This is a genomic window from Colwellia sp. Bg11-28 (assembly GCF_002836245.1).
Lineage (GTDB): Bacteria > Pseudomonadota > Gammaproteobacteria > Enterobacterales > Alteromonadaceae > Colwellia > Colwellia psychrerythraea_A.
On sequence record NZ_PJBA01000006.1, the window covers coordinates 295588 to 319280 of the forward strand.

The following is a 23693-nucleotide window of genomic DNA, read 5'->3' on the forward strand; positions in this document are numbered from 1 at the left end:
GATAAGTATCAATGAGTACATTTGACGCATAAGTTGGGCTTTACAGCAACAAGATGAAAAGTCACTCACCAATGACGAGTTACTTTATGAATAAGTGGTTTAAATCAGGTTCACCGTGGATATGGTTATCGGCAGGTGGCGTAAGTATCAGTTTAATTTCAGTGTTAGGCCTATTATGGCTTATCGCTTCACGGGGCTTGTCATATTTTTGGCCAAGTGAGTTATATCAATTTGATCTTACCGATCAACATGGCGCTAAGAGTGTTGTCATTGGTGAAATCTACGATAGAGAGCAAATTCCGGTAAGCCAATTAGCACATTTAAATTTGGCGCTTGATCCAGAACAAGAAATATTAGAGCGACTGTTAATCAAAACAGGTAACCGCGAGCTGGTGAGTTTAGATTTTCGTTGGTTGTTAAGTCATAACATTCAAAAGACACAAACACCAAAAGATTTAGTTGTGGTTGAACGTCGAACTCATGGTAACTTTTACGGTTTCATTGAAAGTGTAGTGGTTGATGGAAAAGAAGTAGATAAAAACAAGTTGGATGAATTATTAACGCGTGTTGATAATTTTCAAGACCAGATCGATGATTTACAAAAGTCAGATATTGGTGCTATCAACTATCAATTAGAACGTTTGCGATTAAAAACGCGTAAATATCAATTGCAAGATAAGCTAACGGCTGAGTTACAAGTAAAAATTGATAGCGAAATAGCGGCACTGAACCAGGACTACGAAATACTAGAAAACGAGCTGATGGGATATCGAGAGCAGATATCACGTGATCATATCGTGATGCGTGCTATGGACGGTCAACTCGTTACTATTAACTTTGAATATATTCTTAAAGTCACATTTAATAATCAACTTAATACCTTTGAGAAAACGGCATTATTCTTTAGCCATATTGGGTCATTTCTCATCGAAGACCCTCGCGAAGCTAATACAGAAGGCGGTGTATTCCCTGCTATTTTTGGTACCGTGCTTATGGTGTTATTAATGACAGTCATTGTTTCACCGTTTGGTGTTATCGCGGCTATCTACCTACATGAGTATGCCGGTAAAAATGCATTTACTAAGCTGCTACGCATTGCGGTTATTAACTTAGCCGGCGTTCCCTCTATTGTTTACGGGGTATTTGGTTTAGGGTTCTTTGTTTATATGGTGGGTGGCTCACTCGACCAACTATTTTATTCAGAAAACTTACCTAGCCCTACTTTTGGTACGCCTGGTGTTTTATGGTCAGCGTTAACGTTAGCCATATTAACCTTACCGGTAGTTATTGTTTCAACAGAGGAAGGCTTATCACGCATTCCATCGACTATGCGTCATGGTTCATTAGCGTTAGGAGCAACCAAGGCCGAAACGTTGTGGCGAATTATTTTACCTATTGCCAGTCCTGCTATTATGACGGGTATTATTTTAGCGATTGCTAGAGCAGCTGGTGAGGTTGCGCCATTAATGTTGGTTGGTGTAGTTAAAATGGCACCTAACCTACCTTTGGATGGTAACTTCCCATTCTTACACTTAGATAGAAAGTTCATGCATCTAGGCTTTCATATTTATGATGTTGGTTTCCAAAGTCCTAATGTTGAAGCCGCACGTCCATTGGTTTTTGCAACAGCCTTACTATTAGTAACTATCATTGTTGCTTTAAATATGACCGCCGTTTCAATCCGTAATAAATTACGTGAAAGATATAAGATGCTAGAGCACTAGTTTGCTCTCACAACATTTAGCAATGAGTAATAGATAGTTATTCATTGCAGTTATTAATAGTAAATTAGTAACGAGCAATTAATAATTTTAAATTCATAACGATCAATTAGTAAATAAAGATTAATCAAAAGTAATTAGAGAAACACCTATTATGATTTCTATTAGCCCAAAGGCGTTAGCGCCTGGCTCAGATAAAGCAATTGAAAAAAAGCTAGATTTAACCAATTTAACACCAGAACAAGTTGCCTTAGATATTAATAAATTAAATTTATTCTATGGTAAAAAACAAGCGCTAAATAATATTACTATGTCTATTCCCAAAGGGCAGGTAACAGCGTTCATTGGTCCAAGTGGTTGTGGTAAATCTACGTTATTACGCTCTATTAACCGTATGAATGATTTAGTTGATAATTGCCATATAAGTGGCGAGATAAACCTTCATGGCAGCAACATCTATGATAAACATGTTGATGTCGCAGAGCTAAGACGCAAAGTTGGCATGGTATTTCAACGACCGAACCCTTTTCCGAAAACCATTTATGAAAATGTAGTCTATGGTTTACGTATTATGGGGGAAAATAACCGTAGAAGGCTTGATGAAGCTGCCGAACAATCACTTCGTAGCGCGGCGCTTTGGAATGAAGTAAAAGACAGGTTGCACGAGAGTGCATTAGGTTTATCGGGCGGTCAGCAACAACGTTTAGTCATTGCTCGTGCTATTGCTATTCAACCTGAGGTTTTATTACTTGATGAACCTACTTCAGCACTCGATCCTATTTCAACCTTGACCATTGAAGAGCTAATCAATGATCTTAAAAAACAATTTACCGTGGTCATTGTTACCCATAATATGCAACAAGCAGCACGGGTGTCAGATCAAACAGCATTTATGTATATGGGAGATTTAATAGAGTACAGTGACACGAATACTTTGTTTACCACGCCATTGAAAAAGAAAACTGAAGATTATATTACTGGCCGTTACGGTTAATTATAAATTAATAAAAGATGCAAGCACATACCTTTGAAAGGATATCCCATGGATAATTTACAAATTGGTCGTCATATTTCCGGCCAGTTCAATGAAGATTTAGAACGCGTTATCAATAATGTTATGCATATGGGCGGCTTAGTTGAGAAGCAATTAACTGACGCACTTATTGCTGTAGGTCAATCTGATGTTGATTTAGCCAAACAAGTGTTGAGCAACGATTACCAAATTAATGCTTATGAAGTCAGTATTGATGATGAATGTACACGTATTATCGCAAAGCGCCAACCAGCTGCTGGCGACTTACGTTTGATTATGGCTGTTGTAAAAACGATTGCTGATTTAGAACGAATAGGTGATGAGGCAGAGAAAATTGCTAAAGTTGCACTAGAAAGCTTTTCTTCATCACAGCAAGATTTACTGGTTAATCTAGATAACCTAGGCCGACGAGTACTGGAGTTTTTACAGGCTAGCCTTGATGCATTCACTCGAATGGATTGTGAAACAGCGATTAAAATTCACCAAATGGATGACAAAATAAATCGTGAATATGAAGCGCTTATGCGTCAATTGATGACTTATATGATGGAAGACCCGCGCTCAATTCCGCAAGTTATGACGGTTATTTGGTCAGCACGCGCACTGGAACGTATTGGTGATCGTTGTCAAAACATCTGTGAATATATCATTTACTTTGTTAAAGGTAAGGTTGTACGTCATACCACAGCAGAAGATATGAAAAACTTATAACTCGCTTGCGCGCCAACTGAGTAATTAAAATTATAATAAATTCAATTGATTAACTATGCACTATACTAGTGTTTAGCAAAAAATAAATCACACTATTGCGCTGAGTTAATAAAGGCATGCGTTTAAGCTGATATTAGCATTTAACATTAGAAGTTAAATGGGGTACTATCCGCGGCGAATAGCAATGACGAGAGTTAGACTGACTGGAAACACAATTATGGCTAAAAATTCAATCTTAGGTGTATTTGCAAAATCACCGATTAAACCGTTAGTAAAACATATTCAAATAGTTGTTAAATGTAGTAAACAACTAATCCCATTTTTTGAAGCATGTACTGCAGAAGACTGGAGTGAAGCGGCTAAAGTTCGTCGTAAACTCTCAAAATTAGAGCAAGATGCTGACGCCTTAAAACGTCAATTACGTCTAGAGCTTCCAGGTGGCCTATTTATGCCAGTTGATCGAGCTGACTTACTTGAACTAGTTTCTCAACAAGACAAAATAGCGAACAAAGCAAAAGACATTGCTGGTCGCGTTCTTGGACGAAAACTTGAAATACCTGTCACCTTACAAGCAGAATTCACTGTTTATTTAGCACGTTGCATTGATGCTACCGAAAAAGCAGCTGAAGCGATTAATGAATTAGATGATTTATTAGAAACAGGCTTCCGTGGACGTGAAGTAGTATTGGTAGAAAAAATGATCAGCCAGTTAGATGCTATCGAAGATGATACTGATGACTTGCAAGTTATTTTGCGTAAAAACTTATTAGCGATTGAAAAGGATTTGAATCCAGTTGATGTAATGTTCTTATATCAAATTATTGATTGGGTTGGTGATTTAGCCGATCTTGCTGAATGTGTAGGTGCACGTTTAGAAATTCTTCTCGCTAGAAAATAGGGTTTATTTGATGGAAATTATACTTAACTCAGGCGGCACTTTTGTAATTCTTGCTGCCGTTGTTGGCTTCTTCATGGCGTGGGGCATTGGTGCCAATGATGTTGCTAATGCAATGGGAACCTCTGTTGGATCGAAAGCATTAACGATTAAACAAGCCATTATTATTGCGATGATTTTTGAGTTTGCGGGTGCTTACCTTGCCGGTGGCGAAGTAACTTCAACCATTCGTAAAGGCATTATAGATGCCAGTTACTTTGTCGATAGCCCAGAATTACTGGTTTACGGTATGATCTCAGCACTTTTTGCTGCAGCTACATGGTTATTAATAGCCTCAGCTTTAGGTTGGCCTGTATCGACTACCCACTCAATTGTTGGTGCTATTGTTGGTTTTGCTGCAGTTGGTGTTAGTACTGATGCTGTAGAATGGGGCAAAGTAGTTGGCATCGTTGGTAGCTGGATTATCACACCGCTAATATCAGGAATTATCGCCTTTATTATCTTTAATAGTGCGCAAAAGCTTATTTTTGATACGGATAAACCATTGCAACAAGCTAAGCGTTGGGTTCCTGCTTATATGTTCCTTGCTGGCTTTGTATTATCACTGGTTACTATCAAAAAAGGTCTTAAGCATATCGGCCTAGAAAACGTCAATTTAGGCTTTGTTAACTTTGAAATTAAAGGCGCTGGTGGTTTCTATTTGGCAGCCATTGTCGCAATTATTGTTGCTATTATTGGTAAATTCTTTATTAGCCGCTTAAAGTTTGATGAAAACCTTGCTAAAGAAGCTCATTACGTAAACGTTGAGAAAGTATTCGCAATATTGATGATTGTTACTGCGTGTGCAATGGCGTTTGCTCATGGTTCAAATGATGTTGCCAATGCTATTGGCCCATTAGCTGCCGTGGTTAGTATTGTTGAACATGATGGACAAATTGCCGCTAAATCAGCAATAGCTTGGTGGATATTACCATTAGGTGGTTTTGGTATTGTTGCCGGCCTTGCCTTGTTTGGCCATAAAGTTATTGCAACTATCGGCCAAGGTATTACACATTTAACACCAAGTCGTGGTTTTGCAGCTGAGTTAGCGGCTGCTAGTACTGTTGTTATTGCTTCAGGTGCAGGTTTACCTATCTCTACCACACAAACACTTGTTGGTGCTGTGTTAGGTGTAGGTATGGCACGTGGTATCGCAGCTATTAATTTAGGTGTTGTACGTAACATTGTTGTATCTTGGGTTATAACCTTACCTGTTGGTGCTGGTTTATCTATTGTTTTCTTCTGGATTATGCAGGCAACATTTAGTTAGTCTCTTACTCCTGAAAAACAGAATTAAAAAAGCCGCAATTTGTTGCGGCTTTTTTATTTTCTTTATTTAATCACGACTTCTAAAGTACCTTGATTAAATAGCTACCTATTTAACTCTTTAGTTAACTAGATTTAGTTACGTGCAGTAACTTCTAATAAGTGGTAACCAAACTGAGTTTGTACAGGGCCTTGTACTGTATTTAAAGGAGCTGAAAAAACAACTTTATCAAATTCAGGAACCATTTGACCTGGGCCAAAGCTACCTAAATCACCACCTTGGGCATTTGATGGGCAGTTCGAATGTTCTTTAGCCACTTCAGCAAAATCTTTACCTGCTTCAATTTCTGCTTTTAAGGCTAAACATTTTTCTTCTGTATCCACTAAAAGGTGGCGTGCACTTGCTTGAGACATACTTCTTTCCTATTTCTGTATTATGAAATTATAACTATTTTAAAATATTTATAATTGAGCAAAGCTACATTAACGCATTTAATTAATAATTGAAAGTCAGGTAAATATAAGTAATTTATTAGCCCTTGAATTCATTGAACTATTAGCTGTAGTGGAGATATATTTAAAACGGATAAAACTAAGGTAAAGTCCTTATACCACGGGCTTAGTACTTTAAAAGAACGATAGTGGAAATAAGTAAAAAGTTAACTTAACCGTTAAGAGTAAAGTAGCCATATTAATAGAGAGGATAAATTATCCTGCGTTAGCTATTACGAGAGTAGATTCGCATTTTAACTAATACCAATTCCATTAAATTTATTCCCACCTCAGAGCTATGTCAGAAGAGTTATAACAAACAAAATTTTTGCTGGTATAGTCATGTCTATATCTCACAAATTTGTACAGTTATTGCTTTTATGACAAGCTCCCAAGGGCGAGTTTAAAAGGCTTACATGCTGTGTTATTGATTTTGACAAGGGAATAACCATTCTCTTCAATCAATACCTTGCCTTTAAACCTTTTAATTCTCGCTGAGTGGGAAATAACTTAATGGACTTGGTATTAAAAATAGGTAGAATAGCGGCAATTTTTGATTCACCTATTGTACTGATTCTGTACCATATCGTACTAATACCAATAAATAGTACGATTGGTATAACACAGTAAGGATTACCGATGGCCTCTCTCCAAGATCAATTGCTCAAAGCCGGATTAACCACTAAACAAAAAACGCGGCAAGCTAATGCTGACAAGCGTAAGAAAAACAAACAACAACGCAGTGGTGTTGAGCATGGTGCAAGCTTGCAAGAGCAAGTAAAGCAAGACTTAGCACTATCAAAAGCAGATAAGCTTGCTAAAGATAGTGCGCTTAATGATGCAAAAAATATTGAGATCGCTAATAAAGAACAACAATTACGCATCAAACAGATTCTTGAGCATCACCAACTAACTGGTGTGAGAGGGGAAAGTGAATATAATTACACTTTCGATAATAAAGTTAAAAAATTAGCGCTAGATAGCAAAACGCATAAAGCGTTAGTCAATGGTCGTTTGGCACTGTGTGGTTTGAATGAAACTACCTATCTTGTTACCAGTGAAACGGCAGAAAAAGTCGCAGAACTTGATAAAAACATCATACTTGTTCAGAACGATAAAGTTGATGCTGAAGAAACCGATGAAAATGATCCGTACGCTGATTATCAAATTCCAGATGATTTGATGTGGTAGGACGAATCAGGAATGCATTTTATGTAAACTGTTTCCCCGGTTAATAGCGGACAGATAAATGTTCGTTGCATGTGTTAGAATACTGCGAAATTAGGTGTCGAACACACCAATAAAACTAACGCTATTACAATGGCTAGCATAAACAATATGTTAGCTTTATTTAGATTTATTTGATTTACAAGAGTTGTTATTTATTATGTTGATGAAAGCTATCCGTTGGCCAATAGGTCAATTAATTTTGTTACTAAACCTTACTTTTTCACCACGATCGCCAAAACGCGCCGCAGACGAGCAAGCCAGAATTGACGATAAAACACGAACACTCAGTTTGTATCAACTACCATCGTGTCCATTTTGTGTGAAGGTCCGTCGTACAATGAAGCGTGAAGGGTTGAAAATTGAGCTGCGTAATATCAATGGTAATAATGACTACAGTGCAGAGCTTGTGCGTGAAGGCGGTAAACGTAAAGTGCCTTGTTTACGTATTGAAAAAGAAGATGGCCAAGTGCAATGGTTATATGAGTCAAGTGATGTAGTTAGCCACTTACAAGCGTTAACTAAGGCTGCCTAACCTTGATTATTTTTATACTCACTAACATTTGATTGAAAAGTTAATGGGTGTTGATCTCCTTAGGGTGATTATAAAGTTATTATTGAAATTATTTATCAAAAAAATGTGTCTATTAAGTTAATCACTTGTTCTGAAAACTTAGTAGGCCCTTTATGTTGATAAAAACCCCACCAAAATCCGCACTAAAAACATCCGACATTACTGATGAGTCAGTTTATATACAGCGCCGTCAACTTATCAAAAATATGGGATTTCTCGGTGCAGGTGCTCTATTAGGCTCAGTAATATCTAAAACAGCCAATGCTGGTTTTTTTGATAATAAAGACGCTGATGCGAGTAGTTTTAAAACAACGCCTTTAAAGTTTACTGCGGATAAAGATAATGTTTCGTTAATTAAAACTCCGGAACAAAAAGTTATTAGCCACAATAATTTTTATGAGTTTGGCGCTCAGAAAAATCAACCCACTGAATTGTCTCAAAATTTTAAAGTTAACCCTTGGCAACTATCTATTTCCGGTGAATGTGATAACCCCATTACCTTAGATTATGATGATTTAACGACTATGTTTGCCCTAGAAGAGCGCATTTACCGACTTCGTTGTGTAGAAGCTTGGTCAATGGTGGTCCCTTGGATTGGTTTTTCTTTAGCTGATTTATTAAAAAAAGTTGCGCCAAACTCATCGGCTAAATACGTGCTTTTTGAAACACTGCATGATCCTGAGCAAATGCCTGGTCAAAGCGATAGACGTTTGGGTGGCGGTATTGCTTATCCTTATGTGGAAGGGTTACGTATCGACGAAGCGATGAATCCACTCACTTTAATGAGTGTCGGTTTGTATGGTAAAACATTACCCCCACAAAATGGTGCGCCAATTCGCTTGGTTGTTCCATGGAAGTACGGTTTTAAGAGTATTAAATCAATAGTATCAATTAAGTTGGTACGTGAAAAACCCCAGACAACGTGGAATAAACTCGCAGCTAGTGAATATGGTTTTTATGCCAATGTAAACCCAGCGCATGATCATCCAAGATGGAGTCAAGCCAGCGAAAGGCGGATAACCTCTGGCGGGTTATTTGCTCGAAACCGCATTGAGACCTTACCTTTTAATGGCTATGGAGAACAGGTCGCGCATATGTATAAAAATATGGATTTAACTAAGTATTACTAGGGACTGTTTATCTTTAGCGGTTAAGTTTTGTTCGAGGTAAAAGGGATTTAATCGCGGCGAGTAGTGTGTAGCCTAGTAATTCTAAGCAAATACTACTCAACAAAGAGTAAAACACTTTTAGCCGAATCCTTCGGACAGCGTTTGTTGGTTGTTTTTACTTCGTTATCGCTTTTTTATGTAGAATAACCACATGACAAAAGTTCTGCCTTGTATAAACATCCAACAAATCACTGCAAAAATAATCTCAAAAGTTCAACAGTCCCTAAGGCCTTATTGTTATATGCTTTTCACTACATCGAATAAAGTTCTACTGTTAAAAGTCGTTATTCATCTAGCTGCGTTTTTACCTTTACTAAATTTATACTACCTTGCCTTTAATGATCAGCTTGGTGCTGATCCCGTGCAGGAAGTTATTCATTTTACCGGTATTGGTGCTTTTAACTTGTTATTAGTAACACTGACTGTGTCACCTATTGCCAAAAAATTTAAACTGGGCTATCTATTACAGATAAGACGTTTACTCGGTATATATACTTTCAGTTATGCGTTGATGCATTTATTTAACTTTTTGGTCTTTGATTTACAGCTTGCTTGGTCTTTATTTTTTAGCGAAGTGGTTAAACGGCCATATATCACTATTGGCATGATTGCTTTTATTCTGTTAACAGCGCTTGCCGTTACTTCCCTTAATCGTATTAAACGTAATATGGGGAAATCATGGCAAAGTTTGCATAACTACAGTTATTTTATTGCCATGTTAGTGTCAGTGCACTTTTATTGGTCGGTTAAATCAGAAATCATTTCACCCTTATTCTACATGCTGTTAACGGTTGCCTTATTAGCATTTCGCTATAAAAAAATTAAAACTTTGATCCTGTCTATATTTGTTAAAAAAATAAGGACTAAATAACTCTTTTTACATTGGTATAACATTGCTTTTTTCTATAATCTACCCGTCCTAATCGGATAATAAATATACAAGCTACTGTTTTACTACAGTGAAGTGTAATTAAAGGGAAGTTTAAGATTTTATGGCAGAGCTAGTTTGGGACGAGGGAATGAGTGTCGGCATTGATAGCCTAGATAACGACCATAAAAAGCTCATTGCCATTTTAGCGCAATTGATGTCTGCCAAAAATGAAAAGCTTGGACAGGATGATATTGATGTTATTTTTGAAAGACTTGAAGGTTATTGCCTATCTCATTTTGCTCGAGAAGAAGCCTTACTAGCTAAAATTGACTATAAGCAGCTTGAGGCTCATAAATTGAGTCACCAAGCGTTTATTAAAAAAATACCACAGTTGAAAGAGCAGTGGTTTGCCAAGGTTACAGAATCTGAGGCAGTAAAAGATAAAATTATCTTATTTTTACAGCAATGGTTAATAAAGCATATTTTAGAAGAAGATCTAGACTATGTACCTGCCATACATTGCTTTCAAGAGTTCAGTCGTTATGAAAAAGATAAAAAAGCCAAGCACCCTTGGTTAAGATTTTTCTCGATGAAATTGTCTCACTGCCTTATTTTAAGCCATCGTGTTTTAATCACAACACTACTGCCTGTTGCAGCAGTGTTACTACTTTGTTTCTTTATACTTAAAGACAATTACCAACGCTATGACAGTATTTCTAAGGTATTAGGTCTTAATTCTGTTATCGAGCAAGTCAATGGTATTAGTCACTCATTACAAGCCGAGCGAGGTTTATCTACCGGTTACACTAGTTCAAACTATAGAAGTTTTGCTAAACAACTAAGACAACGCCGAAAAAGTACAGATGCTAAAATCCAATACTTTTTATGGTTACTAGAGCAGTCTGCTAACCAAGAAATAAAAGTAAGTGTTAGTCGTTATATGACTAATTTTCAGGAAATAGTAGCGAACTTGTCGCGTCACAGAATGCATTTAGACCAGAAAATTGTTGGTTTTGAAGAAACTTATCATGCTTATACCCAATTAATTGGACAACTTCTGTCGGTATCTGACCATTTGGTCCATATAGAAATAGGCTCAAGTCACGCCAATGATATTTCAGCCATTAATGCCATACTACGTTATAAAGAGTTTATGGGGCAAATCCGTGCTATTGGTATGAAAATGGCTGAAAACCATCAAGACAATATTTATGGAAATGTTGAAGTTAGTTTATTGATAGGAAAACAATTAAATACCTTGCTCATATTTAAAAATGCAGCAAGTTCAGCTCAAAAGTCAATCTGTGGCCACTATTGTGATGCTTTTGCGCTGCGACAACACTTAGAGTCTTCTTATCTAGAAACAATGCAGTTTGAAGATAAAGATGTCAGAGCCGCAAGATGGTTCAAGGTGATGTCAGCAAAAGTCGATAATTTAAATAGCGTGGTTCAAAGACTCATTAACGAATTTGATGGGCAAATATACATTGAAAGTCAAAAATTGAAAAAAGAAGGTTATTTGATCATTCTTGCCATGTTGATATTTTTGTTGGTGGCTATATTCTTTGCGTTAGTGCTTAATTACAGCATTATTAGCCCAGTAAGAAAACTCACGTACGCATTAAATGATATGTCTGAAGGGCAGAATAACATTCACTTTAACCATATTGATAGCAAAGATGAAATTGGATCTATGCAATTAGCTTTTGAAAAGCTTCGCCGGAAATTGCTTCAAGGTGATGTGTATAAAGCGACAGTCAGTCAGCAGCAGAAAGAGATTAAATACCGAAAGTCTCAACAGGATCATTTTCAGCAACTAGCCTTGACTGATGCTTTAACCGGTGCTGTTAATCGCCACCACTTTAACGAGGTACTTGATCAAGAAATAGCCAATGTTAATAATCATGGCAGCCCATTATCTATTATGCTGTTAGATATTGATCACTTCAAAAGTGTCAATGACCGTTATGGTCATGGTGTAGGAGATGAGGTCTTGGTAATGTTCTATCAAACGTGCGTTGAAGCAGTTCGAAGTAGTGACGTTGTTGCCCGTATTGGTGGTGAAGAGTTCGTGATTATTATGCCAAATACTCAGTTGGTCAATGCCCAAAAGTTTGCTGAACGTTTACGCCAAAAAATAGCAAAACTTGAATTAAATATTGCCAATAATCAAATATCTGTAACGGTTAGCATTGGGGTGAGTCAGTGGCAAAGTGAATATTTTACCAATGCTGAAACTTTTGTAGCCCATGCGGATAAATCTCTCTATCAAGCAAAAAATAGTGGCAGAAATAAGGTTGTCGTTGCTCAACAGTGATCAATTAACGTATATATGTAAATAAACGTAGATAAGTGACTACTTATCGTCATTACCTTGTTGTTTTATCAAAATAAATTTATGGTGTTAGGCATTATTTTTCGTTACAGGAATTACAATGCTTAAAACGTCATTACCGCGTAATTTAGTTACCTTAGATTCATATAATAAGCCAATTCAGAAACCTATTAGTCAGCCTATTAGTCAATTTATTAGTAAAAAAACTACGTTTACTCTGCTCACCACCACTATGCTATCGTTGGGCTTAACGGCTTGTTTACCCAATGAAAAACAAGATGCAAAAGTAGTTATCAATAAAAATCCTTACCCGAGCACCTATCAAGCATTACCTAGTGAAAGTACTTTATTAACTAATGCCACAATTTTAACCGGTACCGGTGAGCGTATCAATAATGGGGATATTTTGTTAGTTAATGGCAAGGTCACTCAGGTGGGCAATAATTTGTCAGTAGAGCAGGCCACTGTTATTGATATGAAAGGTAAATGGATCACGCCAGGCATTATTGATGTTCATTCTCATTTAGGCGTTTATCCTAATCCAGAAGTAGAGTCACACTCCGATGGTAATGAGATGACGTCTCCTAATACGTCAGAAGTATGGGCTGAACATAGTGTTTGGCCACAAGATCCTGCTTTTCAAGCAGCGCGTGCTGGCGGTATAACAAGCTTACAGATTTTACCTGGTTCAGCTAATTTATTTGGTGGTCGCGGCGTTACATTACGCAACGTACCGAGTGAAACTATGCAAGGCATGAAGTTCTCGGGTGCGCCTTACGGCTTGAAAATGGCGTGTGGTGAAAACCCTAAACGTGTTTATGGGAGTCGAAAAGTTTTACCTTCAACGCGAATGGGTAATGTTGCTGGTTACCGCAGCGCTTGGCTTGCCGCTACAGAATACAAACGTGATTGGGATAAATATGACAGTGACTACAGTGCAGGGAAAAATCCTGATGCACCTAAACGTGATTTAGCACTCGATACCTTAATGGGCGTTTTAGACGGCGAAATTTTAATTCATAACCATTGTTATAAAGCGGAAGAAATGGCGGTAATGATTGATCTTGGTAATGAATTTAATTATCACTCAGGTACCTTTCATCATGCAATTGAAGGTTACAAAGTCGCCGATTTATTAGCGGCTAATGGTAACTGTGCTGCTATGTGGCCAGATTGGTGGGGATTCAAAATGGAAGCCTATGACATGGTTGAAGAAAATGTTGCCATTGTTGATGCCGTTAAAAATTCTTGTGCTGTTGTTCATTCAGATTCAGCAACAACTATTCAGCGTTTAAACCAAGAAGCGGCGAAAGTGATGTACCGCGCCAATGAAAATGGTTTTGCCTTAAAAGAAGAAGATGCCATAAAGTGGATTACCGCTAATGCAGCCAAATCTTTAGGTATTAACGATGAAGTAGGTAGCCTAGAAGCTGGCAAGAATGCTGATGTCGTAGTTTGGAATATGAACCCATTTAGTGTTTATGCCCAAGCTGAACAAGTGTTTATTGATGGTGCTAAAGTTTATGATCGTTTTGATGATAAATACCAAGCTAAAAGTGACTTTTTACTTGGTCAACAGCTAGATAATCACGTGAGTAAAGTGGTTACTCAATTAGAAAAAAAATCAGCTACTAATCCGGCAACTCATCCGGCAACTCATCCGGCAATTAAGCCAGCAAATAAAAAATAGGAATCACAATGAAAAATACTCAATTACTTACTTCATTGCGCTATGTTTTGCTTGGCGCACTTACTGTAACAACTAGTGTTGTTCAGGCTGAATCAATCGCAATTACCAATGCTACTGTTTATACCGTAGCTAAAAAAGGTGTTTTATTTCAAGCAACCGTTATGGTCGATGAAGGAAAAATTACCGCTGTATATGGTAAAGATGAAGTGCCTGAATCGCTTAGTGCGGACACTATCATCGATGCTAAAGAACGTATTCTAACGCCTGGTTTTATTGCAACGCATAACTTACTTGGTTTAGTGGAAGTCGGTGCAGTGTCCGATACTCGCGATAGCTCGGATAAAGATGCTGATATTACTTTTGATGCCAGTTTAGCGTTTAACCCTAAATCTACGTTAATCGCCTATGCTCGAAAGGGCGGTATTACCAGTAGTTTAGTTATGCCCTATGGTGGTGAAGATGTTATTACGGGCCAAAGCTTCGTTGTTAACTTATCAGGAGACTTTGACAGTGTGATCATGCCACAAAATGCCGTGATCGTTTCGCTGGGTGCTTCGGGCAAAGGCTCTCGGGCAACAAAACTTCAAACGTTAAGCAATGAACTTGAAGATGCGCAAAAAGCGTTAGCTAAAGCAGAAAAAGTTAAAGCTAGCAGTAAAAAAGATAAAGAAGAAAAAGAAGCCGAAACACCATCACGATCTGAGCTGGTTCTAAATGAGCTATTATCGGGAGATAAGCCTTTAATTGCTTATGCTGATAGGGCGACTGATATCTTAGCTTTGCTTAAGTTAAAACAGAAGTTTAACCTTAATTTGATACTCGCTGGCGCCAGTGATGCGGTATTAGTTAGCGATGAAATAGCTAAAGCCAATGTTGTTGTGATGATGAGTGCTATTGATAATTTACCTAGCAGTTTTGACTCCTTGCATAACTCACTTACTAACGTTGCTAAACTGACTGATGCTGGTGTGAAGGTGATTATCAGTAATAGTGGTGAAAGCTATAATATTAATCAATTATGCTTTGATGCGGGTGTGGCGGTTGCCAATGGTGTCGCTGCAACTACTGCTTTAGCAGCCGTTACAGCTAATGTTGCCGATAGTTTTAACTTAAACTCTGGTCGTATTGCGGTTGGTAAAAATGCTGATTTAGTTTTATGGAGTAGTGACCCTTTTGAAATAAGCACCAAAGTGGATGCTATGTGGATTAACGGTCAAGCCATGTCATTAAAATCACGTCAAGATGCATTACGCGAGCGTTATACCGTCGAAACGGGTATGCCACGTGCGTACACTAAATGATTTATTAAGTGTGTAATCATTCACAAAAAGTTTATGTACAATTAAATAAATCCTGTATTTTAAGAAGCATTTAAAATCCAGGATTTTTTATTTTAATCGCTTCAATGATTGAAATAACCACACTGATCACCTAGCGCTTCGCAATCAGGACATGGCATCAAGAGAATAAACTTGTATTTTAACCTCCATTCTCTATCATTGGAGTAATTCTCATACTTAACTAACTCTTTTATAAGCAACTATCATGCGTTTCATTATTACTTTATTTTTAATACTTCAACTTACTACCTTGGCTTTTTCGGCCCACTCTAGAGACAAGATTGGTCTGGTGTTAAGTGGTGGCGGTGCTAAAGGCTCAGCCCATATTGGCGTACTTAAAGTACTCGAACAGCATAATATTCCTATCGATTATGTGGTAGGTACGAGTATTGGCGCCTATGTTGGTGGAATGTACGCGTTAGGTTATGAAGTGAGTGAAATTGAAGCCATTATGCTTGGCATGCCTTGGGATGAGAGCTATTCAGACTTTATACCCAGAGAATCATTGGCTTATGATAAAAAACAGCATAGAGATAGGTATAACATATCAATACGATTAGGTTATAGCGATGGTGAATTTAAAGTTCCACATGGGTTGTTGTTAGGTCAGAGTGCTTACCAAATTCTACAGCGTTCAACGGATACTGTTCGCTCTTTTGACAGTTTTGATGATTTGGCAATCCCTTATCGCGCTGTTGCTTCTGATATCGCCACAGCAAAAATGGTCGTTCTCGATTCTGGCAGCATTAATGAGGCTATGAAAGCATCAGCAGCGGTACCAGGTATTGTAGCAGCCGTTGAAATTGATGGTAAAACGCTAGTTGATGGCGGCATCACCAATAACATGCCAATTGATGTAATCAAAGCAATGGGCGCCGATATTGTTATTGCTATTGATATAGGTTCGCCGCTCGCTGAACAAAGTGAGCTAACCAGTACGGTATCTGTACTCAATCAGCTATCTACAATTCTCACCAACAATACCAGTTTGGCGCAAAAGGCGTTACTTACTGATAAAGATATTTTGTTGCGTCCCGCTATCGATAAATTAAGTACCACTGACTGGTCTGTTATGCCTGAAGCTTTGAAGTTAGGTGAGCAGGAAGCACAGGCACAATCACAAGCGTTGATGAAATTAGCAATCAGTGATGTTGATTATCAAGCCTATAAAAATCAAAAAAAGCTGAAGGCAAAAAAATGGTTTGATGCTTTACCCAGACATATTACTAAAATTAAAATTAACAATAACTCTAAAGTAGAAAACGACATAATAGAGAAAGTTTTTGCGATTGAACTAGGAAAAAAGCTCACTAAAGAAGCCTTAGATTTAGCTATAAATAGAGTCTATGCGTTAGATAAATTTGAACAAGTCACCGTTGAATTTGATGATTCGCCAGAAGGACGAATTATCACCTTAACTACGCAAGCTAAGTCTTGGGGACCAAATTATTTTGATTTTGGCTTTAACTTAAAAACAGATTTCTCTGATCAGTCTATTACGTCAATCAATATGTCTTATTTGATGACAAATGTTTCGATGAATGGTGGACGTTGGTTAAACGAGCTTGAATTGGGGTGGGAAAGTTTACTCGCGAGTGAGTTCTATCAACCGCTTGATCACAGTCATGATATATATAGTAGAGCAAGAGTCTCTTTTGCCCAAGATAAGTGGGAGAAAACAAGTTTTCGTGAAGAGCTCAGAAATGAGTATTATCAAGCGACACTAGCATTGGGCTATGATTATTCTTTTAAAGGGATTATTGAGTTAGGCGTTATTGCTGAAACAGGTGATCTTTCTCTTGATAAACCAGGTACTGATGATTTTGATTATGACAGTTACGGGAGTTTTATAACGTTTGGTTACGATACCCTAGATAGTATTAATTTCCCCACCAATGGTAATAAATTATTAATTGAAGTGAAGTGGTTAAAAGATGAATATTCACCTCAATTAAGTGATGTAGAAAAAGATACTGCGACTACCTTTGCCCTTGATTGGCGAGGCGCTATAGGGATTAGAGGTCATACTTTTGTTGGAATAGCCTCTTTTGCCACTATCGACAATGAAAGCGACTTTAGTGTCCATGTAACTGAATTAGGTGGATTTCTAAACCTTTCAGGTTACCAAGAAGATGCGCTAATTGGCGTACATAAAGTCTTTGCTGCAGTTGTTTATCAATATGATTTAGGTCGTGAAATACCCGGTGGCTCAGGCTTACCTATTTATTTAGGCACAAGTTTAGAAGCCGGGAATGTTTGGGGGGGAGAAGACAGGATTAGGTATAATGATTTAATCAGTTCAGGCAGTATTTACCTAGGTACAGATACCAGTTTTGGGCCTGCAGTTTTAGGGATGGGCTTTGCGACAAGTGGAGAACATTCATTCTTCTTATCGATAGGTAAAAACTGGTAGTGATAAAGGTGAATATTTTTATACGGCTTGTTATCAAGTAAAAGCAGAGAGGTAACATTTTATGCTATCAAACAACCTCTTCTTTTTATAGAATTTAACTGCTTATAGAATTTACCGTTTCATAACCTAACCATATTAGTTTACGCCATGACAAAAATACCACTAAATAATGATTTTGCTCAAGTTACTTCAATTACACTAAACCAAGAAAGTGGTGAAGAGCGGTTTGAGGGACTTAATATTTCTCATGCCTATTGCCAAGCAAAGGTAAGTTTATACGGTGGGCAAGTCTTAAGCTTTAAACCCAGTGGTCATAGGGATGTTTTGTGGTTAAGTGAACAAGCTAGTTATCAAATGGGTAAAGCTATTCGTGGTGGTATCCCTTTGTGCTGGCCTTGGTTTGGTGCTAATGATAAACAAAGTCAATATCTCACAGAAAATCCAAACACAGCATTAAAACCAGTGAATCATGGTTTTGCTCGTCAATTGCCATGGCACATAACAAGCATTGATGCTGATGAGAGCGGTGTTACTTTAGTTTTAGTGTTAAGTGGTGATAAGCAACACCCGCTCTGGCCTAATGCGTATACCTTAACGCAAACCTTATTTTTTGGTAAAAACCTTAAACAAACACTGACGATGAGCAATGACTCTTTAGAGGATGCACAATACTCTGCTGCCCTACATAGCTACTTTACGGTCAGTAATCCAGGCAATGTGAGTATCGATGCCTTAACAGGAGTTCGTTATAGTGACAAACTCACGGGCAATTCAAGTACTCAACAAGAGGCTGTAAGTTGTGTTGGTGAAATAGATCGTGAATATCATAGCAGTGAAAAAATGACGGTTATTGATAATCATTGGCAGCGTAAAATTGACATAATAAGCAGTAATTGTCAGCAATGGGTATTGTGGAATCCCGGTACGGAACTAGCAAACACTATGGCAGATATTCACCCTCAAGGTGAGCAAGAGTATGTTTGTTTAGAAGCAGCAAATACTAGCTGGCAAATAATACCAGCGGGTGAAACGGTTGTTATTTCACAAGAAATAACTGTCACTAACTGTTAATACTAAAAAGATCATCCAATATTAATTGATACGCAAATAACGATGTAGTAAACCTTGCGTGAAGTTAATCTTAAGGTAAAAACCACGGGGTAAGGTCATAAAAGGTTTACCATTACGATCGAATGCTTGGGTTCTTGCTTTGTTGTTAGCCGCTTTGGGTCTCAGCTGCATTACTTGTCCATGTTTACCATGAATATTCTCTACTTCACCGAGTACAATCATATCGGTGAGTTCTTGCCAGTCCTGAGCTAATAAGGCTTCTTCTTCAGCGTTAGGTGACCACAAAAAAGGTGTGCCCACTATACGCTCACTAATTGGTACATCTTTAGGCGTGATCACTGGCACCCATAATACTCGTGCTAATTTTTTGCGTACATAGCAGTTATGCCAATTTACACCGACAAGGCCTGTTAAGGGCGCAACACTGACAAAGGTTGTCTCAAGTGGTTTAGCTTGTTCATTAATAGGCAATGATTTTAACTCTATGCCTAAGTGGGGGAAGTCAGGCTCAGGCCTAGAGCCTGCGCTAGCACCTAAAACATGCTCCAGTAATAAACCGATCCAACCTTTATTACGGGTTAAGTCTTTTGGAATGACAATACCCGCTTGCTTAGCCAAGTCACCTAACGTTAAACCAGCTAAATTTTGGGCGTTGTGCATGAGTGCTTGTTCAGAAGAGGGTATGTTCATAAAAGAAACGACATTAACCAGGAAATATTTTCTTACTAAGGTTAGTGACTATTATCATAGATTTACTAAAAAAATTAAAGTAATCATTTGCTCCACTGACGTTAATATGGTTGAATTGAGGCAAGTATTTTATATATTGTCAGGAGTTCCTGTGATCGATGCCGAAGGCTATCGCGCCAACGTCGGCATAGTAATAATTAATGACATGGGACAAGTATTTTGGGCAAGGCGGTATGGACAACATTCATGGCAATATCCACAAGGTGGAGTTGATGAAGGTGAGACTGCTGAACAAACCATGTATCGAGAACTACATGAGGAAGTTGGTTTAAAACCTGAACACGTGAAAATTGTTGCTTCAACTAAGCATTGGCTAAAATATAAATTACCAAAACGTTATATTAGGCATGACTCTAAACCCGTTTGTATTGGTCAAAAGCAAAAGTGGTTTTTATTAAAGCTCACTGCAGCTGAGTCATCAGTTGATTTACTTCATAGCTCGCATCCTGAATTTGATGACTGGCGATGGGTAAGCTATTGGTATCCAGTCAGACAGGTAGTATCTTTTAAACGAGATGTTTATCGAATGGTCATGAAAGAATTTGCTAATTTTGCTTTACCTCTTACGTATGAAAGGCGACCTGATCGCCGTAAACGTAGGGCTTAATAACAATAACACCTAATTATTACTATGATTGTAAATCCTAATAGCCCACTTTATTGTGGGCTATTTTTTTATAAACTTTCACTCTACAGTCACCACTAATTAGTTCGTTCGAACGATCTTATTGGCCCGTATCGAATTACAGAGGAATTAAATGTTAACTACCTTGCGTCGAATAGTATTAGAGTTTAGTCAAGAAGCTGAACTGCAAAATGCGCTTGAACGTATGGTTTACAATGTAAAGAAAGCGATGAAAACAGATTGTTGTTCAATTTATCTCGCTGATTATCACCAACAACATTTTTTATTAATGGCGTCTGATGGTTTGGCTAAAACGTCAGTAGGGGAAACGAGTATCGGTTTCTCTGAAGGATTAGTCGGTTTAGTGGGCCAGCGAGAAGAGCCGTTAAATATTGCTGATGCTCAGCAGCATCAAGACTATATGCATGCGCCAGAAGTAGAAGAAGATGATTTTAATGCCTTTTTAGGCACACCCATTATTCACCAACGTAAAGTGCTTGGTATTTTAGCTATTCAGCAAAAAGAGTCTCGTCATTATACTGAAAATGATGAAGCTTTTTTAGTGACACTGTCGGCGCAACTTGCCAGTGCTTTAGCAAATGCTGAAGTTAAAAATTTATTAAGTCACCAACAGCAAAAAAATCAAGGCGTAAAACAGCTACATGGTATTGCTGGTGCTCCCGGCATTGCCCTAAGTGAAATTATTGTCTGCCAGCCGCAAGCGGATCTTGCTGCGGTCTCATTAAAAAAATCTCCAGACAGCCAAAAACAGTTATTGCGCTTTGAGCAAGCCGTTGAAAAAACGCGTATAGAATTTGATGTTTTAAGTAGTCAGTTAAGTGAAGCTATTGATGATGATAGCTTAGCTATTTTTGATGTGTATAAGCAATTGTTAGAGCAAGCCAGTTTAGGTCACGAAGTCGCGGCTAAAATATCAAAAGGTTGGCGCGCCGATAGTGCATTAAAGCTAGTGATTGAACATTATATCAGTCAGTTTGAAGCCATTGAAGACAGCTATTTTCGCGAGCGCGCGAGTGATATTCGAGATTTAGGTACTCGTTTATTGGTTAATATTCAGCAACAAGCAAAAGAAGAGCTGGAGTTACCTAAAGAATTTATTTTATTAGCACAAGATGTCAGTGCATCCTTGGTTGCTCAATATCAGCACCAAGGGTTGTTAGGAATTATTTCTTTAACAGGCTCTAATAACTCTCACGCCGCCATTTTAGCGCGTTCATTAGGCTTACCAGCCATCATGGGAGTTAATGCATTAGTGCTTGGTCAGTTGCATCAGCAACAGGCTATCATTGATGGTTATAGTGGTGAGTTATTTATTAACCCAGATGAAGGGTTAATACGAGAGTATCAATATTTATTAAGCCAAGAAAAAGCGCTTACCGATAAAGTGATGGAAGTAGCGCAATTACCATGTATCACCCAAGATGGTAGAGCCATTGAAGTATTACTTAATGCAGGGTTATCAGCCGGTTTCGAACACTCAGCTAAACTTGGTGCTTTAGGTATTGGTTTATACCGTACTGAAATACCTTTTATGAATCGTAACTGTTTTCCATCAGAGCAAGAGCAAACTCAGTTATATCGTAAAGTGTTACAGGTTTTTCCTAAACACGGCGTTACCATGCGAACTCTGGATGTTGGTGGCGACAAATCATTGCCTTATTTCCCTATTAACGAAGAAAACCCTTTTCTTGGTTGGCGCGGCATACGAATCACCTTAGATCACCCTGAAATCTTTTTAGTACAAGTGCGTGCCATGTTACGGGCAAATCAAGGGTTAAATAACTTAGAGATCATGTTGCCTATGATCTCGGGTGTTGAAGAAATTGATGAAGCGAATAGATTAATTAATCAGGCATTTTTTGAGCTTAAAGCTGAATTGACCAAAGATATAACGACAGAACTTATGTCAGCGAGTAATGAGGATGGTCACTTAACGCTCCAACAGGCACAGAAAAAAGCGCAGGCGGTTTCTGCTAAATTAGTACGACCCAAAATTGGTATTATGTTGGAAGTGCCTTCTGTTATTTTTCAAATGGAAGCCTTAGCTAAACGCGTTGATTTCTTTTCCGTTGGTAGTAATGATTTAACACAGTACTTATTAGCAGTTGATCGAAATAATAGCCAAGTCGCTAATTTATATGATGCTTTTCATCCAGCAGTCTTAAATGCTTTAAATAGTATTGCAAAACAATCAGCACAATACTTAACACCCATTAGTTTATGTGGTGAGCTTGCCTCACAACCTGCAGGGGCCATTTTATTATTGGCGATGGGCTTTGACAAAATTAGTATGAATGGCCATAACGTACCCCGTATTAAGTGGGTTATTCGTCATATTTCTTTTGAACAAGCGCAAAATATTTTAGACAAAACATTAACATTAACTACAGCTAAGGAAGTGCACAGTTACCTTAACGAACAGCTTGAAGTGCTCGGCCTTGGTGGATTTATTCGGGCAGGTTATTAGTTTAAAGTCATAACTAATAAAGACCCACGATCAACCACGCATAGTTTTTATTCCATATTTAGGAGCGGGCTTTCCGCAAAACAGAATGATTTTAACAGTATTAATTTCTTGTATCGTTTTAGGTAGTGTTGTTGGTTTTTTAGCGGGCTTATTGGGTATTGGCGGCGGTCTCATCATAGTACCTGCATTAGTGTATTTACTTCCTATGGTGGGCGTTGATAGCGATTTGGTTATGCCCATGGCGCTAGGCACTTCTTTAGGGGCGATTGTTATCACCTCAACCAGTGCTGCCTATGCTCATCATCGAAAAAGCAATATTCCGTGGCAGTTGGCAAAACAGTTAATGATCTTAGTTGCAGTAGGGGCATTGGTAGGAGCTTTTATTGCTGATTCACTCTCGAGTGAAGCATTAACGAGATTTTTCTCTTTCGTCGTTATTTTACTCGCCGCCTATATGTTGCTCTCAATAAATGCCTCTAAAGAAAGGTCCTTGCCCGCCACTTACGTATTGCAATTACTAAGTTTTATAACAGGTATCATTTCAAGCTTAATGGGCATTGCAGGTGGTGCTATTTTAGTCCCTTCCTTGAGCTTTTTTGGTATACCGGTTCGACACGCAATAGGCATAGCAACCGCTTGTGGTGTCATGGTTGCGTTGTTTGGCTCCCTTGGATACATTATTACCGGATTTAATTTACCTAATCTTCCTGATTTGAGCTTAGGGTATCTCTATTTACCTGCTTTATTAGGCATTGTAATAAGTTCGTCAATATTTGCGCCAATAGGTGTTAAATACGCGAGTAAACTACCGGTAAAAACCTTGAAGAAATTCTTTGCGGTTTTTCTTATTTTCGTCGCTATCAAAATGATGATAGGTTAATGTTTTTTCTGTGAGTACTTTGCGGTTTAACAGCGTATAATATTGCGCAATAAAAGATCTCGTTTTAATCGTATATTATGACGACATTTAACAGCTCAATTTC

The 23693-nt window shown here is 38.0% G+C and carries 19 protein-coding genes and 1 pseudogene; 18 read left to right on the top strand and 2 right to left on the bottom strand.

Features of this window, described 5'->3' with window-relative positions:
• Nucleotides 1-86: 86 nt before the first annotated feature.
• The 5 genes from pstA to CXF79_RS08230 all read left to right on the top strand — a co-directional run bounded on the left by pstA (nt 87) and on the right by CXF79_RS08230 (nt 5669).
• Nucleotides 87-1724, top strand: a complete 1638-nt coding sequence (gene pstA, locus CXF79_RS08210) for a phosphate ABC transporter permease PstA (protein WP_011044395.1) — start codon at nt 87-89, stop codon at nt 1722-1724.
• A gap of 151 nt (nt 1725-1875) precedes the next feature.
• Entirely contained in the window at nt 1876-2715 is an 840-nt protein-coding gene (gene pstB, locus CXF79_RS08215; protein ID WP_011044394.1) for a phosphate ABC transporter ATP-binding protein PstB, read from the top strand.
• A gap of 48 nt (nt 2716-2763) precedes the next feature.
• The gene (gene phoU, locus CXF79_RS08220; RefSeq protein WP_011044393.1) at nt 2764-3465 is read left to right on the top strand and encodes a phosphate signaling complex protein PhoU; all 702 of its coding nucleotides are present in this window, start codon (nt 2764-2766) and stop codon (nt 3463-3465) included.
• Nucleotides 3466-3682: 217 nt separating this feature from the next.
• Nucleotides 3683-4363 (top strand): TIGR00153 family protein, encoded by a 681-nt coding sequence (locus CXF79_RS08225; protein ID WP_011044392.1) that lies wholly within the window; start codon nt 3683-3685, stop codon nt 4361-4363.
• 10 nt (nt 4364-4373) lie between these two features.
• Complete coding sequence (locus CXF79_RS08230) at nt 4374-5669, top strand: inorganic phosphate transporter (RefSeq protein ID WP_011044391.1); 1296 nt, start codon at nt 4374-4376, stop codon at nt 5667-5669.
• A gap of 131 nt (nt 5670-5800) precedes the next feature.
• Here CXF79_RS08230 and CXF79_RS08235 read toward each other — a convergent pair whose 3' ends face one another.
• Nucleotides 5801-6079 (bottom strand): peptidylprolyl isomerase, encoded by a 279-nt coding sequence (locus CXF79_RS08235; protein ID WP_011044390.1) that lies wholly within the window; start codon nt 6077-6079, stop codon nt 5801-5803.
• Nucleotides 6080-6796: 717 nt separating this feature from the next.
• Here CXF79_RS08235 and CXF79_RS08240 point away from each other — a divergent pair.
• From CXF79_RS08240 to CXF79_RS08285, 10 genes and pseudogenes are all read left to right on the top strand, one after another.
• On the top strand, nt 6797-7348 hold the full coding sequence (locus CXF79_RS08240) for a DUF2058 domain-containing protein (protein WP_011044389.1): 552 nt from the start codon (nt 6797-6799) through the stop codon (nt 7346-7348).
• Nucleotides 7349-7550: 202 nt separating this feature from the next.
• The gene (locus CXF79_RS08245) at nt 7551-7919 is read left to right on the top strand and encodes a glutaredoxin family protein (protein WP_101156215.1); all 369 of its coding nucleotides are present in this window, start codon (nt 7551-7553) and stop codon (nt 7917-7919) included.
• A gap of 152 nt (nt 7920-8071) precedes the next feature.
• Nucleotides 8072-9088, top strand: a complete 1017-nt coding sequence (gene msrP, locus CXF79_RS08250) for a protein-methionine-sulfoxide reductase catalytic subunit MsrP (RefSeq protein ID WP_101154616.1) — start codon at nt 8072-8074, stop codon at nt 9086-9088.
• A 63-nt stretch (nt 9089-9151) separates the two neighbouring features.
• Nucleotides 9152-9391: pseudogene (locus CXF79_RS23605) on the top strand (hypothetical protein).
• On the top strand, nt 9369-9998 hold the full coding sequence (gene msrQ, locus CXF79_RS08260; RefSeq protein WP_101154617.1) for a protein-methionine-sulfoxide reductase heme-binding subunit MsrQ: 630 nt from the start codon (nt 9369-9371) through the stop codon (nt 9996-9998). Before CXF79_RS23605 ends, msrQ begins: the two are co-directional and overlap by 23 nt.
• A gap of 121 nt (nt 9999-10119) precedes the next feature.
• Nucleotides 10120-12315, top strand: a complete 2196-nt coding sequence (locus CXF79_RS08265) for a bacteriohemerythrin (protein WP_101154618.1) — start codon at nt 10120-10122, stop codon at nt 12313-12315.
• Nucleotides 12316-12565: 250 nt separating this feature from the next.
• Nucleotides 12566-14023, top strand: a complete 1458-nt coding sequence (locus tag CXF79_RS08270; RefSeq protein WP_232769203.1) for an amidohydrolase — start codon at nt 12566-12568, stop codon at nt 14021-14023.
• 8 nt (nt 14024-14031) lie between these two features.
• Entirely contained in the window at nt 14032-15324 is a 1293-nt protein-coding gene (locus CXF79_RS08275; protein ID WP_101154620.1) for an amidohydrolase family protein, read from the top strand.
• A 244-nt stretch (nt 15325-15568) separates the two neighbouring features.
• On the top strand, nt 15569-17776 hold the full coding sequence (locus CXF79_RS08280; protein ID WP_101154621.1) for a patatin-like phospholipase family protein: 2208 nt from the start codon (nt 15569-15571) through the stop codon (nt 17774-17776).
• 147 nt (nt 17777-17923) lie between these two features.
• Nucleotides 17924-18847, top strand: a complete 924-nt coding sequence (locus CXF79_RS08285) for a D-hexose-6-phosphate mutarotase (protein ID WP_101154622.1) — start codon at nt 17924-17926, stop codon at nt 18845-18847.
• A 21-nt stretch (nt 18848-18868) separates the two neighbouring features.
• On the opposite strand, the gene mutH is transcribed toward CXF79_RS08285, so the two are convergent.
• On the bottom strand, nt 18869-19537 hold the full coding sequence (gene mutH / locus CXF79_RS08290; protein WP_101154623.1) for a DNA mismatch repair endonuclease MutH: 669 nt from the start codon (nt 19535-19537) through the stop codon (nt 18869-18871).
• Nucleotides 19538-19688: 151 nt separating this feature from the next.
• Between mutH and rppH the strand changes: the two genes are divergently transcribed.
• The 3 genes from rppH (at nt 19689) to CXF79_RS08305 (ending at nt 23590) form a co-directional block, all read left to right on the top strand.
• On the top strand, nt 19689-20204 hold the full coding sequence (gene rppH / locus CXF79_RS08295; protein ID WP_011044379.1) for an RNA pyrophosphohydrolase: 516 nt from the start codon (nt 19689-19691) through the stop codon (nt 20202-20204).
• A gap of 151 nt (nt 20205-20355) precedes the next feature.
• Nucleotides 20356-22710, top strand: a complete 2355-nt coding sequence (ptsP, locus tag CXF79_RS08300; protein WP_101154624.1) for a phosphoenolpyruvate--protein phosphotransferase — start codon at nt 20356-20358, stop codon at nt 22708-22710.
• Between the two features lie 85 nt (nt 22711-22795).
• On the top strand, nt 22796-23590 hold the full coding sequence (locus tag CXF79_RS08305; RefSeq protein WP_101154625.1) for a sulfite exporter TauE/SafE family protein: 795 nt from the start codon (nt 22796-22798) through the stop codon (nt 23588-23590).
• Nucleotides 23591-23693: the final 103 nt, after the last annotated feature.